Annotated in this window: 7 protein-coding genes; all 7 read left to right on the top strand. The window is 58.4% G+C overall.

Annotation, left to right across the window (positions count from 1 at the left end; translation table 11 throughout):
• Positions 1-36 precede the first annotated feature (36 nt).
• The 7 genes from EE949_RS06760 (at position 37) to EE949_RS06730 (ending at position 15,329) form a co-directional block, all read left to right on the top strand.
• Positions 37-1,770, top strand: coding sequence for an autotransporter assembly complex protein TamA (locus EE949_RS06760; RefSeq protein WP_122663567.1), 1,734 nt, complete (start codon positions 37-39; stop codon positions 1,768-1,770).
• Complete coding sequence (locus EE949_RS06755) at positions 1,767-5,456, top strand: translocation/assembly module TamB domain-containing protein (RefSeq protein ID WP_122663566.1); 3,690 nt, start codon at positions 1,767-1,769, stop codon at positions 5,454-5,456. The genes EE949_RS06760 and EE949_RS06755 overlap by 4 nt, the downstream gene beginning before the upstream one ends.
• A 213-nt stretch (positions 5,457-5,669) precedes the next feature.
• Positions 5,670-6,170, top strand: a complete 501-nt coding sequence (gene tpx, locus EE949_RS06750) for a thiol peroxidase (RefSeq protein ID WP_122663565.1) — start codon at positions 5,670-5,672, stop codon at positions 6,168-6,170.
• Positions 6,171-6,329: 159 nt separating this feature from the next.
• A complete protein-coding gene (locus tag EE949_RS06745; RefSeq protein ID WP_122663564.1) occupies positions 6,330-7,643 on the top strand; it encodes an MdtA/MuxA family multidrug efflux RND transporter periplasmic adaptor subunit in 1,314 nt (437 codons plus the stop codon).
• Complete coding sequence (locus EE949_RS06740) at positions 7,640-10,750, top strand: MdtB/MuxB family multidrug efflux RND transporter permease subunit (RefSeq protein ID WP_122663563.1); 3,111 nt, start codon at positions 7,640-7,642, stop codon at positions 10,748-10,750. Before EE949_RS06745 ends, EE949_RS06740 begins: the two co-directional genes overlap by 4 nt.
• Positions 10,747-13,854, top strand: a complete 3,108-nt coding sequence (locus tag EE949_RS06735) for a multidrug efflux RND transporter permease subunit (protein ID WP_122663562.1) — start codon at positions 10,747-10,749, stop codon at positions 13,852-13,854. The genes EE949_RS06740 and EE949_RS06735 overlap by 4 nt, the downstream gene beginning before the upstream one ends.
• Positions 13,851-15,329 (top strand): efflux transporter outer membrane subunit, encoded by a 1,479-nt coding sequence (locus EE949_RS06730; protein WP_122663561.1) that lies wholly within the window; start codon positions 13,851-13,853, stop codon positions 15,327-15,329. The genes EE949_RS06735 and EE949_RS06730 overlap by 4 nt, the downstream gene beginning before the upstream one ends.
• Positions 15,330-15,409 lie beyond the last annotated feature (80 nt).

The following is a 15,409-nucleotide window of genomic DNA, read 5'->3' as shown; positions in this document are numbered from 1 at the left end:
CCAGTGATAACCGTTGCTCGTGTTAGCATTCGCGCCATGAAGTTTCTTGCAAGGTTTACCAGCGGTTTGATACTCAGTATTTCCACTGTTGCGGCGTTCGCCGACGCTCAGTTGGAGGTGAGGGTTTCGCCTGCCAACTCCGAACTCAAAGCCAATATCGAAGGTTATGTGGGCAGCCCGGGCGAGCGTGATGCCGACGGCCTGCAGCACTTCAGCATTGGCGCTGAAGAGCAGGCGCAACGGGCAGCCCAGGCACTCGGCTATTACCAGGCAAAAATCGCCAGTGAAGTGAAGACCGGTAAAGACAAAGAGCCGCGGCTGGTGATGACTGTTCAGCCTGGCGAGCCGATTCGTTTGCGTAATGTCACGGTTCGCATCGAAGGGGAGGCGGCCTCCCTCAAGGCATTCCGGACGCCTCAAGGTGATGCGCTGAAAAGCGGAGCGGTGCTCAACCATGGCTATTACGAAGATGCCAAGCGCCTGATACAGAATCAGGCGTCTCGCTATGGCTTCTTTTCCGGGCGCTTTGTTCAGCAGCGGCTTTCGGTGGATCCGGCAGCGGGTGTGGCAGATATCGATCTGGTTTACGACAGCGGCCCGCGTTACAGCTTGGGCAAGGTCAGCTTCAGCGGCGACGCCCCTTTTGATGATGACCTCTTGCGGCGCATGGTGCCCTTCAAGGAAAACACGCCCTACGACTCTGAGTTGATCGCCGAACTGAATCAGGCGATGCAGACCAGTGGCTATTTCGAAGGCGTCCGTGTAGACGCTACACCGACCACTGCAGTGGGGCAGGAAATTCCTGTCACTGTTCAGCTGGAAACACGCAAGCCGCGCACGATGGGGCTCGGGCTGGGCTATTCCACAGACGTCGGTCCCCGCGGCAAGGCCAACTGGACCCGTCACTGGGTCAACCCCCAGGGCCATAGCTACGGGATCGAGAGCGAGCTGTCTGCACCGCGTCAGAACGTAGGCCTCTGGTATGACGTTCCGCTGGACCCGCCGCTGACCGACAAACTGCGCTTCGCAGGTGGTTACCAATACGAGGAAATCGCGGGCACCGACACTCTCAGCAAACTGCTGACGGTTGGTCCTGAGTGGCACAGCAAGCTGCCCAGTGGCTGGGAGCGAGTCATTTCTCTTAAATGGCAACGTGAAGAATATCGCCTGGGCGACGACTCCGGCCTGAGCACCCTGTTGATGCCAGGCGTCAGTTATTCCTATCTGCGCAGCGACAATCGCATTGATCCGCACAATGGCTATCGCCTGCAGTTCGATGCCCAGGTGGCCAAGGAAGGGCTGATGTCTGATTCGAACCTTTTGCACGGCAATGTGTTGCTCAAGGGCCTGACCACCCTTTGGGATAATCACCGCTTTCTTGCGCGGGTACAGTTCGGTGGCAACGCCACCAATGGTTACAAGTCGATACCGCCATCGCTGCGCTTCTTCGCGGGCGGCGACCAGAGCGTACGCGGTTACGATTATCAGACCCTTTCCCCGGAAAACTCCGACGGTGACCGTATCGGCGGTCGATATATGGTCGCAGGCAGCCTCGAATACCAATACTCGATTGCGGAAAAGTGGCGCGTCGCGACGTTTGTCGACCAAGGCAACTCGTTTGACAAGCTTGAATTGCCAAGTCTCAAGACAGGTGTGGGTATCGGTGTGCGCTGGGTTTCACCGGTAGGTCCATTGCGTCTGGATCTGGCGCACGCGCTGGATGATGACGGCGGCATCAGACTGCACTTCTCGATGGGGCCGGAGCTATGAAGCCTCTGAACTGGCGGCGCTCATTGAAAGTCGCGGGCCTGGTAATCGTCAGTATTGTCCTCCTGCTGTTTATTACCTTGTGGTTGTTGCTTGGGACCGAGACAGGTAGCCGTTGGGCCCTGGCGCGGGTGCCGGGCCTGCAGACAGAAAACTTCAGCGGTCACCTTGCGGGGCAGTGGCAGGCCGATCATCTGCTCTGGCAGCAAGACGCGACACGCATTGAAATCGATAACCCGGCGCTGGACTGGTCGCCCGGTTGTCTGTTGAAAATGACCCTGTGCATTGATCGTTTACAGGCCGATCAGGTTCGCCTGCAGCTGGCTCCGGGTTCGGATACCCGGCAAAGCGGGCCTTTGCAACTGCCCGATTTGAAGTTGCCGTTAGCGATTCGTTTAAGCGATGTGCGCATTGGCAGCCTGTTGCTGGATGGCGCCGAGCAACTAGCCGATGTACGGCTGGCTGCTCACTGGACTGCCGATGGCCTGCGACTGGATGACGTGCATCTGCGCCGTGATGATCTGGTACTGGATCTGGCCGGGCTGCTCCAGCCATCCGGGAAATGGCCGCTTGCAGCAACCGGACTATTGAAGTTACCAGACGTTGATGGCCGCGCATGGGCCCTCAATCTGGATATTCAGGGCAATCTGCTTGAAACCTTGCAGCTCAAGGGCATTAGCAGTGGTTACCTGCAGGGGCGATTGAACGGCGAGCTGGAGCCCCTGGCGGAACACCTGCCTGCGCGGTTGAAAATTATTGCCGAACCTTTCAAAGCGGCCGATTCGTTGCCGGACACGCTGCAACTGAACCAATTGTCGCTTGATGCCCAAGGCGATCTTCAACAGGGTTACCAGTTACACGGAACAGCCAGTCTGCCTGCAGAACAAGGCCCGGTCGCTCTGGTGCTCAACGGGCGCGTCGATGCAAAAGGTGCGGTTATCGAGGCGCTTGATCTGAGTGCCGACGCAGAGCATCGCCTGAGTCTTGAAGGTGGGCTGAACTGGGAGCAAGCGCTGCGTGCCGAGGCAAAAATCGACTGGCTGGACTTTCCCTGGCATCGGCTCTATCCACTGATCGACGAGCCTCAGGTGGCGTTGCGTAAGTTCACCGGAGAGGTGTCTTACACCGATGGCAAATACCTGGGTAACTTCAGTGCCAACCTCGACGGCCCGGCAGGCGCATTCAGTCTGGTCAGCCCGTTTAGCGGGGATTTGACTCAGGTATTCCTGCCACAACTGGAAATGGTTGCGGGTCAGGGCAGGGCGACCGGGCATTTGAACCTGCAATTCGCCGATGGCATCAGTTGGGATACTGCCCTGGATCTGAGCGCACTCGACCCCGCTTATTGGGTGGCGCAATTGCCCGGTACGCTGGCTGGACCGCTGCGCAGCAAAGGTCAGCTCAGAAACGAACAGTTGAGCCTGAACGCGGATCTGGATCTCAAGGGTAAGCTGCGTGGTCAGCCTGCTGTCTTGCAGGTCAAGGCCGACGGGGGCGGTGACAAATGGAATGTGGGTGCACTTGAAGTGCGCCTGGGTGATAACCGTATTCAGGGGGCAGGCAGCTTGCAGCAGCGCCTGCTGGGGCAACTGGACATCAATTTGCCGAGGCTTGGGCAGCTCTGGCCGGGGTTGCAAGGGCAGGTCAAAGGCCGTCTTGATATGGCCGGGACCCTGCAAGCGCCCCAAGGCCAGTTAGCTCTTCAGGGCTCGCAACTCGTCTTTCAGGACAATCAGCTAAAAGCTCTGGCGCTGAATGCCAGACTCGACAACAGTCAGCGTGCAACGGTCGATATCAAAGGCAGCGGCATACAGCTTGGCGACAAGCAGTTGGGCACGCTGGTCGTAGACGCTCAGGGCGATATAAAGCGCCAGCAATTGAAGCTTGATTTGCAAGGGCCGCTGCTCAAGCTGGGGCTGGGCCTGGACGGCAACCTGGACAAGGGCAACTGGCGTGGACGGCTTGCCAGTGGTGATGTGCAAACAGGCGGGCAGCGCTGGCAGTTGCAGCAACCGGCGAAACTGGAGCGGTTGGCCGATGGCAAGCTGAACTTCGGTGCCCATTGCTGGCTGTCGGGTGCTGCCAGTCTGTGTGGTGAGGACCAGCGTCTGATGCCCGAGCCGCGTCTGCGTTACCACTTGAAGAACTTCCCCCTGGAAAGTCTGGCCCAATGGCTTCCTAAAGATTTTGCCTGGAAAGGTTCGCTCAATGCCGACGTGCAACTCGACGTGCCGGCTGCCGGGCCGAGCGGACAAATCACCGTCAATGCCGGTGGAGGAACGCTTCGCGTCAAGGAGAAGGATCAGTGGCTGGACTTCCCTTACGAAACCCTGGTCCTGGTCAGCAAGTTGACACCGAAACTGATCGACAGTCGTCTGGATTTTCGTGGTGAAAAGCTTGGCGCGTTGCAGGTTAATGCGCGGATTGACCCATTGGCAAAAAACAAGACGTTGAGTGGCGACTTCAGCCTGAACGGGCTTGACCTGTCCATAGCCCGTCCGTTCGTACCCATGGTGCAGAAGCTCAATGGTCGTCTGAACGGCAGCGGTCGATTGTCGGGCGGTCTCCTGGCCCCTCAGGTGAACGGCAGCGTGATCCTCAGCGGCGGTGAAATTTCCGGCCCGGAGCTGCCGATAAGTCTGCAGGACTTGCAGATACAGGCGCTGATTGCCGGAGAAAACGTCCAGCTTGATGGCCGCTGGAAAAGTGGCGAGGCCGGTGAAGGGCGTTTGACCGGCGAGCTCGGCTGGAGTCAGGCATTGGTGGTGGACTTGAGTCTCAAGGGCTCTCGTCTGCCAATCACGGTCGAGCCTTACGCCAGTCTTGAAGCTGCGCCTGATCTGAAAATATCCATGCAGGGCGGCCGCCTGGGAGTCTCTGGCAAGGTGCTGATTCCCAAGGGCGCAATTACCATTCGTGAGCTGCCACCTTCTACCGTCAAGCTGTCAGGCGACACGGTGATCGTCGGTCAGCAAACGGAGGAAGGCGCGCCGCCCTTGGCGATGGCCATGGACATCGACGTCCAGGTGGGTCAGGAGAAGCTGAGCTTCACCGGTTTCGGACTGACCGCAGACCTCGCCGGGCGGGTGCATATTGGCGACAACCTCGATACCCGTGGCGAACTCAACCTCAATAACGGTCGATACCGTGCTTATGGGCAACGGTTGACGATTCGCAAGGCGCGGCTGTTGTTTGCCGGGCCGATCGACCAGCCGTATCTGGATGTTGAAGCCATCCGGCAGACCGATGACGTTGTTGCGGGTATTCGCTTATCAGGCAGCGCAGAGCAACCGACGACCACGGTGTTCTCGGAGCCAGCAATGAGTCAGGAGCAGGCGCTGTCTTATCTGGTGCTGGGTCGTCCGCTCAACAATACCGGCGAAGACAGCAATATGATGGCTCAGGCTGCGCTGGCGTTGGGGCTGGCTGGCAGTGAGTCGACCACCGGCAAGCTTGCTAAAGATCTGGGCATTCGTGATTTCGAACTGGATACGTCAGGCTCGGGTGACAAAACCAATGTGGTCGCCAGCGGCAAGATCACGGACAAGTTGAGTTTGCGCTACGGCGTCGGGGTGTTTGAACCGGCCAATACCATTGCCCTGCGGTACATGCTGAGCAAAAAGGTTTATCTAGAGGCAGCAAGCGGGATCGCCAGTTCGCTGGATATTTTCTACAAGCGGGATTTCTGAGTGTTGGAAATGCTGAGCTGAATACGTGGGGCCGGCTTTTCTGATCTATCAGCCTGGAATGCTCTCCCTTGTGGGAGCGAGGCTTGCCCGCGATACAGACGCTGCGGTGCATCATTGGACCAGGTCGAATTCATCAATCTGCACTCTAGGTCGATCAACACTTTCATGGTTAACTTCCGGGTCTAACCAACCCGTGGAAAAAGGACTCAGCTCATGGCTCAAGTGACTCGCAGAGGCAACCCTGTCCAAATCAATGGCGAACTGCCGAAAGTCGGCGCTGCAGCGCCGGCTTTCAAGCTCGTCGGTGCAGATCTGTCTGACGTGACCCTGGCCGACTTTTCCGGCAAGCGCAAAGTATTGAACATCTTCCCAAGCGTTGACACACCTACGTGCGCCACCTCCGTGCGTAAATTCAATGCCCAGGCCAATGACCTGAACAACGCAGTCGTTCTGTGCATCTCCGCAGACCTGCCTTTCGCCCAGGCGCGCTTCTGCGGCGCTGAAGGTCTGGAAAATGTGAAAAACCTCTCCACCATGCGTGGCGGCGAGTTCAAGGAAAACTACGGCGTTGCCATCGCTGATGGCCCGATGGTCGGTTTGACCACTCGTGCAGTCGTCGTACTGGATGAGAACGACAACGTGCTTTACAGCGAACTGGTTCCTGAAATTGGCCAGGAACCGGACTACGATGCTGCGTTGGCCGTACTGAAGTAACACTTGGCAATACTTGGACGGCCTGAATATGTTCAGGCCGTTTTCGTTTACGCTTCAGCTGCTTAACAAAAGTAAGGACTAGGTAAATTGCCGGTAAAGGCGCTTTGCTTGTCACGCATCTGTGCTTATTGTTCACCCTCCTGAAAAGCCCCATCCGCAATGGTTGATTTATTCATGCAATCGTCTGGCCCCCGTAGTTCCCGTCGCTGGCTCCTCAGTCTGTTGGTCCTGTTGATTATCGTCGGCCTGTGCTGGTGGTTGTGGCCGACATCTGCGCCGACCAAAGAGGGCGCAAGCCGCAAGGGCGGTGGTGCGGCGGCTCAAAGTGGCATTGCCCGACCAGGATTTGGTGGCTCAACCGTTGCCGTACCGGTACGGGTTGCGCCTGCGGTGTTGGGTGACTTCCCGATTTACTACAAGGCACTGGGCACGGTGACTGCGATGAACACCATCAACGTGCGCAGCCGGGTCGCAGGGGAATTGGTAAAAATCAACTTTCAGGAAGGGCAGATGGTCAAGGCCGGAGACTTGTTGGCCGAAATCGACCCGCGCAGTTATCAGATTGCCTTGCAGCAGGCTGAGGGCACCCTGGCGACCAATCAGGCACTGTTGAAAAACGCGCAACTGGACGTGCAGCGTTATCGCGGGCTGTACGCTGAAGACAGCATTGCAAAACAGACCCTCGACACTGCCGAATCGCTAGTCAACCAGTATCAGGGCACGATCAAAACCAATCAGGCGGCGGTGGGCGACGCGAAACTCAACCTCGAATTCACCCGTATTCGTGCACCGATTGCCGGTCGCATCGGCCTCAAACAGCTGGACGTCGGCAATCTGGTCGCGGCCAACGACACGACCGCGCTGGTGATCATCACTCAAACCAAGCCTATTAGTGTCGCATTCACGCTGCCGGAGAAAGACCTGTCGGCTGTGATCGCGCGTTATCGCAGCGGCGACAAGCTGCCGGTGGAAGCCTGGGACCGTGGCGACGTGAAACAACAGGCCAAGGGCGTGCTCGCCAGCCTGGACAACCAGATCGATGTCGCCACCGGGACGCTGAAGTTCAAGGCGCGCTTCGATAATCAGGACGAGGTGCTGTTCCCTAACCAGTTCGTCAATGTGCATTTGCTGGCCGACACGCTCAAACAGGCGGTTCTGGTGCCAACGGCGGCTATCCAGTTTGGTACCAGTGGCACGTTCGTCTACGCCATGGACGGTGACAACAAGGTCAAGATCCGCACACTCAAGACTGGCGCCAACAATGAGCAACTGACCGTCGTCAGTGAGGGGCTGGCAGCCGGTGATCGCGTGGTGCTGGAAGGTACTGACCGTCTGCGCGATGGCGCTACGGTAGAAGTGGTTACCGACAGCAAGGATGTGCCGACTACGCCAGGTCAGCAGTTGCAGGGCAAACCGGGCAAAGGCAGTGATGAGTCGGCGTCGGTTGCCAAGGCAGAAAGTACCCGCGCATGAACATCTCCAGACTGTTCATCCTGCGGCCGGTCGCTACGACCCTGAGCATGCTTGCCATCGTTCTGACCGGTTTGATCGCTTACAAATTGCTGCCGGTTTCTGCATTGCCGCAGGTCGATTACCCGACCATCCGGGTGATGACGCTGTACCCAGGCGCAAGTCCGCAAGTGATGACCAGTGCTGTAACCGCGCCACTTGAACGCCAGTTCGGACAGATGCCGGGCCTGAGCCAGATGGCGTCGACCAGTTCCGGTGGCGCGTCGGTGATTACCTTGCGGTTCAGCCTCGACCTGAACATGGATGTGGCAGAGCAATCGGTGCAGGCCGCCATTAATGCCGCAACCAATCTTTTGCCGACGGATTTGCCCGCGCCGCCGGTTTATAACAAGGTCAACCCGGCAGATACCCCGGTCCTGACACTGGCTATCACCTCCAAAACCATGCTGTTGCCCAAGCTCAACGATCTGGTCGACACGCGCATGGCGCAGAAGATCTCCCAGATCAGCGGGGTCGGCATGGTCAGTATTGCCGGTGGTCAGCGTCAGGCGGTCCGAATCAAGGTCAACCCCGACGCCCTCGCGGCCAACGGGCTGAACCTGTCAGATGTGCGCACGTTGATTGGTGCTTCCAACGTCAATCAGCCCAAGGGCAACTTCGATGGCCCGACCCGCGTGTCGATGCTTGATGCCAATGACCAGCTCAAATCCCCTGAGGAATACGCCAATCTGATTCTGGCCTACAGCAACGGTGCGCCGCTGCGCCTGAAGGACGTTGCAGAAATAGTCGACGGCGCCGAGAACGAGCGTCTGGCGGCCTGGGCCAATGAGAATCAGGCGGTGTTGCTCAATATCCAGCGTCAGCCGGGTGCCAACGTCATTGAGGTGGTGGACCGGATCAAGGCACTGCTCCCGAGCATTACCGACAACCTGCCAGCGGGGTTGGATGTCGTGGTCCTGACGGACCGCACCCAGACTATTCGTGCCTCGGTCAAAGACGTGCAGCACGAATTGCTGATTGCCATCGTGCTCGTCGTACTGGTTACCTTTCTGTTTCTGCGTCGCTTCAGCGCCACGATCATTCCGTCGATTGCTGTGCCGCTGTCGCTGGTGGGCACATTCGGCGTGATGTATCTGGCGGGCTTCTCGGTCAACAACCTGACCTTGATGGCGATGACAATCGCCACCGGGTTCGTGGTCGACGATGCCATCGTCATGCTGGAAAACATTTCCCGGCATATCGAAGAGGGCGAGTCGCCCATGCAGGCGGCGCTCAAGGGCGCCAAGCAGATTGGTTTCACGCTCGTATCGCTGACCATTTCCTTGATTGCCGTGTTGATCCCGCTGCTGTTCATGGCGGACGTAGTAGGGCGGTTGTTCCGCGAATTTGCCATTACGCTGGCGGTCGCCATCCTGATATCGCTGGTGGTGTCGCTGACCCTGACGCCGATGATGTGTGCCCGTTTGCTCAAACGTGAGCCCAGGGAGGAAGAGCAAAGCCGTTTCTACCGGGCCAGTGGTGCCTGGCTGGACTGGTTGGTGGAAGCGTACGGCAACAAGCTACGTTGGGTACTCAAGCATCAGCCTCTGACGCTGCTGGTCGCCATCGGCACGCTGGCATTGACCGTGTTCCTGTACATGGTCGTGCCCAAGGGCTTCTTTCCCGTGCAGGACACCGGCGTCATCCAGGGTATCTCCGAGGCACCGCAATCTGTGTCGTTCGCGGCAATGAGCGAACGACAGCAGTCGCTGGCGAAGATCATCCTGCAAGACCCCGACGTGGCAAGCCTTTCATCCTATATCGGTGTCGATGGCGACAACGCCACGCTCAACAGCGGTCGTCTGTTGATCAACCTCAAGACGCATGCCGAGCGCGATGTCACCGCGACCGAGATTATTCAGCGTCTGCAGCCGCAACTGGACAAGTTGTCGGGTATCCGGCTGTTCCTGCAACCGGTGCAAGACCTGACCATCGAGGATCGGGTCAGTCGAACCCAGTATCAATTCAGCATGTCGTCGCCGGATGCCGAACTGCTCAGTCTGTGGAGCGGGCGCTTGGTGGATGCGTTGAGTAAACGTCCCGAACTGACCGATGTCGCCAGTGACTTGCAGGACAAGGGGCTGCAGGTCTACCTGAACATTGACCGGGATGCGGCAAGCCGTCTCGGGGTCACCGTGGCCAATATCACCGATGCGTTGTATGACGCGTTTGGCCAGCGGCAGATTTCCACGATCTACACCCAGGCCAGCCAGTACCGTGTGGTGTTGCAGGCCGCGACGGCCAGCGAGTTGGGGCCGGAAGCGCTGGAGCAGATTCATGTCAAGACTACCGATGGCGCGCAGGTCAAGCTGTCGAGTCTGGCGCATGTCGAACAGCGTCAGGCGCAACTGGCCATTGCGCACCTGGGGCAGTTTCCGGCGGTCATGATGTCTTTCAACCTGGCGCCCGATGTCGCTCTGGGCGCCGCTGTGGAAGTCATTCAACAGGTCGAGAAAGACATCGGCATGCCAATAGGTGTGCAGACTGAGTTCCAGGGCGCGGCTCAGGCCTTCCAGGCATCTCTATCCAGCACCCTGCTGCTGATTCTCGCAGCGGTCGTGACCATGTACATCGTGCTGGGTGTGCTGTACGAGAGTTACATTCATCCGATCACTATTCTTTCGACACTGCCGTCAGCTGCGGTTGGGGCTTTGCTGGCCTTGCTGATCAGTGGCAATGATCTGGGCATGATCGCGATTATCGGCATCATCCTGCTGATCGGTATCGTCAAGAAAAACGCCATCATGATGATCGACTTTGCTCTCGATGCTGAGCGTAATCGAGGCGTAGATCCCGAGACAGCGATCTACGAGGCGGCATTGCTGCGTTTCCGGCCGATCCTTATGACCACCATGGCGGCGTTGTTCGGCGCGGTACCGTTAATGCTGGCGAGTGGTTCCGGCGCTGAATTGCGCCAGCCATTGGGGCTGGTGATGGTTGGCGGCCTGATGCTGAGTCAGGTACTGACGCTGTTCACGACACCGGTTATCTATCTTTATTTTGACCGGATGGGACGCCGCTGGAGCCGCAAGCCGGATTCCAGTGCACGTCTGGAGCAGGCTGACGCATGAACCTGTCCGGCCCTTTTATCCGCAGGCCTGTGGCAACCATGCTGCTCAGTCTGGCGATCATGCTGCTGGGCGGCGTCAGCTTCGGGATGCTGCCGGTGGCACCGCTGCCAAATATGGATTTCCCGGTCATCGTGGTTTCTGCGAGTTTGCCGGGGGCCAGCCCGGAGATCATGGCTTCCAGCGTTGCCACGCCGCTGGAGCGCTCACTGGGTTCGATCGCCGGCATTAACACCATGAGCAGTCGATCAAGCCAGGGCTCCACACGGGTGATCCTGCAATTCGACCTGGACCGCGATATCAATGGCGCGGCGCGAGAGGTGCAGGCAGCAATCAATGCTTCGCGCAATTTACTGCCCAGCGGGATGCGCAGCATGCCGACCTACAAAAAGGTCAACCCGTCCCAGGCGCCAATCATGGTCTTGTCGCTGACCTCCGAGGTGCTGGAGAAGGGCGAACTCTATGATATGGCGTCGACCATCCTTTCCCAGAGCCTGTCTCAGGTCAGTGGCGTGGGCGAGGTACAGATCGGCGGCAGTTCGCTGCCTGCAGTGCGTATTGAGCTTGAGCCACAGTTGCTGGATCAGTACGGTGTGTCACTGGATGAAGTGCGCACAGCGGTGAACGCCGCCAATGTTCGTCGTCCGAAGGGCGCGGTGGAAAACTCCAAATACAACTGGCAGGTCCAGGCCAACGATCAACTGGAAAAAGCATCGGATTATGAGTCGCTGATCATTCGCTATCAGGACGGCGCGGCATTACGCCTCAAGGATGTCGCAAAGGTCAGCGACGGCGTGGAAAACCGTTACAACTCAGGTTTCTTCAACAAAAAACCTGCAGTGCTGCTGGTGATCAACCGCCAGGCAGGCGCCAACATCATCGAAACCGTTGCGCAGATCAAGGCGCAGTTGCCTGCTCTGGAGGCCGTGTTGCCCGCCAGTGCCACGTTGAAAGTTGCGATGGATCGCTCGCCGGTGATCAAGGCCACGTTGCATGAGGCCGAGATGACGCTGTTGATCGCCGTCATTCTGGTGATCCTGGTGGTGTACCTGTTTCTCGGCAACTTCCGGGCTTCGCTGATCCCGACACTGGCCGTACCCGTGTCATTGGTGGGCACCTTCGCGATCATGTACCTGTACGGGTTCTCCCTGAACAACCTGTCGTTGATGGCATTGATTCTTGCCACCGGGCTGGTGGTCGACGATGCGATTGTGGTGCTGGAAAACATTTCCCGGCATATCGACAAGGGGCTGGCCCCCTTGCAAGCAGCCTATCTGGGTGCCAAAGAGGTCGGTTTCACGCTACTGGCCATGAACGTATCGCTGGTGGCAGTGTTCATCTCGATCCTGTTCATGGGCGGTCTGGTGGAAAGTCTGTTCCGCGAGTTCTCCATTACGCTTTCGGCATCGATCATTGTGTCGCTCGTTGTTTCGCTGACGCTGACCCCGATGCTCTGCGCGCGCTGGCTCAAACCTCACGTGCCGGGCAGCGAGAATGCTTTGCAGCGCTGGAGCAGCCGGGTCAACGATCGCATGGTGGCGGGTTACGACCGCAGTCTGGGCTGGGTGATGCGCCATCGGCGGCTGACGCTGCTCAGCCTGCTGGTGACGGTAGTGGTTAACGTGGCGTTGTACGTGGTGGTGCCCAAGACCTTCCTGCCCACTCAGGACACTGGTCAATTGATGGGCTTCGTAAGGGGCGATGACGGGCTGTCGTTCACGGTCATGCAGCCGAAAATGGAGAAGTTTCGCGACGCGATTCTTGCCGACCCGGCGGTGGACACCGTGGCGGGCTTTATCGGTGGTAGCAACGGCACCAACAATGCGTTCATGCTGGTACGTCTGAAACCCGTCTCGGAGCGCAAGCTCACTGCCGAACAGGTGGTGGAGCGCTTGCGCAAGGAAATGCCCAAGGTACCGGGCGGCCGCGTTTTCCTGTCGCCTGACCAGGATCTGCAATTGGGTGGCGGGCGCGAGCAGACGACTTCGGCCTATCAGTACATCCTGCAAAGTGGCGATCTGAATGCGCTGCGTGAGTGGTATCCCAAAGTGGTGGCGGCGCTCAAATCCCTGCCAGAGTTGACGGCTATCGATGCGCGCGAAGGGCGCGGCGCGCAGCAAGTCACGTTGCAGGTCGACCGCGATGCCGCCAAACGCCTGGGTATCGACATGGACATGGTCACGGCGGTACTCAACAACGCTTATAGCCAGCGTCAGGTCTCGACGATTTATGACAGCCTCAACCAGTACAAGGTGGTGATGGAGGTCAATCCTAAGTTTGCGCAGGATCCGGCGACCCTTGAGCAGGTCCAGGTGATCACTGCTGACGGTAATCGAGTACCGCTGTCGAGCATTGCCCGCTATGAGCGCAGCCTGGCAGACGACACGGTTTCCCATGACGGGCAGTTCGCTTCGGAAAATATTTCGTTCGATCTGGCCGAAGGCTATAGCCTTGATCAGGCCACGGTCGCCATTGAGCGTGCTGTAGCTGAAGTGGGTTTGCCTTCGGACGTTATCGCCAAGATGGCTGGCACTGCCGATGCTTTTGCCGCGACCCAGAAAAGCCAGCCATGGATGATTCTCGGAGCTTTGCTGGCGGTGTATCTGGTGCTGGGTATCCTGTACGAAAGCTACATTCACCCGCTGACGATCCTGTCTACGCTGCCGTCAGCCGGGGTAGGGGCCTTGTTGAGCATCTATGTGCTGGGTTCACAGTTCAGCCTGATTTCGCTACTGGGGCTGTTCCTGTTGATCGGGGTGGTGAAGAAAAACGCCATCATGATGATCGACCTCGCGCTGCAACTGGAACGTGACAGTGGCATGACCCCGGTCGAATCGATTCGCGCCGCGTGTCTGCAACGTCTGCGGCCTATTCTGATGACCACCATGGCGGCCATTCTCGGCGCCTTGCCGCTGCTGCTGAGCACGGCTGATGGCGCTGAAATGCGTCGTCCATTGGGTCTGTGCATCATAGGCGGGCTGGTCTTCAGCCAGGTTCTGACCCTTTACACCACCCCGGTGGTCTACCTCTATCTCGACCGTTTGCGCCACCGCTTCAACAACTGGCGTGGCGTGCGTACCGATGCCGCTTTGGAAACTCCGCTATGACCGCACAACAGAAGATCAACCGTCTGAAACACTGGCATGGGCGCACGCTGTGCCTGGCGTTGTCTGTTGCGCTGCTGAGTGGCTGTGCGGTGGGGCCGGATTATGAAAAGCCGCAGATGGCAACGCCCGCGCAGTTCAAGGCGGCAGAGGGCTGGACCCAGGCTTCGCCCAGCGATGCGATTGCCCGCGGCGCCTGGTGGGAAATTTACGGCGACACGCAACTGAACGGCCTGGTCGAGAAGCTCAACAGCTCCAACCAGACTGTGGCCCAGTACGAGGCACAGTATCGCCAGGCCAAGGCGTTGGTTCGCAGTTCTCGCGGGGCCTTCTTTCCGACGCTTGATTTCTCTGCTGGCAAAACCCGTTCAAGCCAGGGCACCGGCAGCAGCAGTTCGAGCCTGAGCAGTTCGAGCAGCGGCATTCGCGATACCTACAACACGCAGTTGGGCGTGAGTTGGGAGGCCGATATCTGGGGCAAATTGCGCCGGGGCCTGGAGGCCGATACTGCCAGCGCCCAGGCAAGCCTCGCGGACCTTGCCGCCATGCAATTGAGCCTGCAGTCGGAGTTGGTGCAGAACTATTTGCAGCTGCGGGTCATTGACGAGCAAAAACGTCTGCTGGAGGCAACTGTCGAGGCGTATCAGCGTTCGTTGACCCTGACCCAGAATCAATACCGCGCGGGTATTTCCGGGCGTGACTCCGTAGCGCAGGCGCAAACCCAGCTGAAAAGTACTCAGGCTGATCTGATCGATCTGGTCTGGCAGCGCGCGCAATTCGAGAACGCCATTGCCGTCCTCATGGGCCAGGCCCCGGCGGACTTTAATCTGGCCGCCAGCACGTCGATCCCCGCGCTGCCTGCAATTCCTTTGGAGTTACCGTCGCAGTTGCTTGAGCGCCGCCCGGATATTGCCGCGGCGGAGCGTTCGGTAATGGCAGCCAATGCCAATATCGGTATCGCCAAAGCGGCGTATTACCCGGACCTGACCTTGAGCATGAGCGGTGGTTACAGCAGCAGTACCTTCTCCAACTGGGTCAGTTTACCCAATCGTTTCTGGTCAGTGGGGCCGCAACTGGCGATGACACTTTTCGATGGAGGTCAGCGTTCTGCGGAAGTGGATCGAACTGAAGCTGTCTACGACCAGACGGTGGCGCAGTATCGGCAGACGGTCCTGAGCGGTTTTCAGGAAGTGGAAAATTATCTGGTGCAGCTCAAAGTCTACGAAGACGAAGCCAGCGTGCGCGCCGAGGCTCTGGACGCTGCCCGAGAATCGCTGCGCCTGACCAGTAATCAGTACAAGGCTGGCCTGATCGGTTACCTGGACGTGGTCAACGTCCAGGCCACCGCCCTGAGCAACGAGCGTAACGTGCTGACCTTGCTGCAAAGCCGGCTGATTGCCAGCGTTCAGCTGATCGCTGCATTGGGTGGTGGCTGGGATGCTCAGCGTGGTCTGGATATACAGGCGGATAAGGATTGAAGGACCGACTCCGCGCAAGTGCTTCAAAGAAGGCTTTGCTGAAAGCCTGTCTAAGTGAGCGCTTTATTGTTGGAGCGAGG

The organism is Pseudomonas viridiflava (assembly GCF_900602065.1).
Taxonomy (GTDB): domain Bacteria; phylum Pseudomonadota; class Gammaproteobacteria; order Pseudomonadales; family Pseudomonadaceae; genus Aquipseudomonas.
This window is presented reverse-complemented; position numbering and strand designations above follow the sequence as displayed.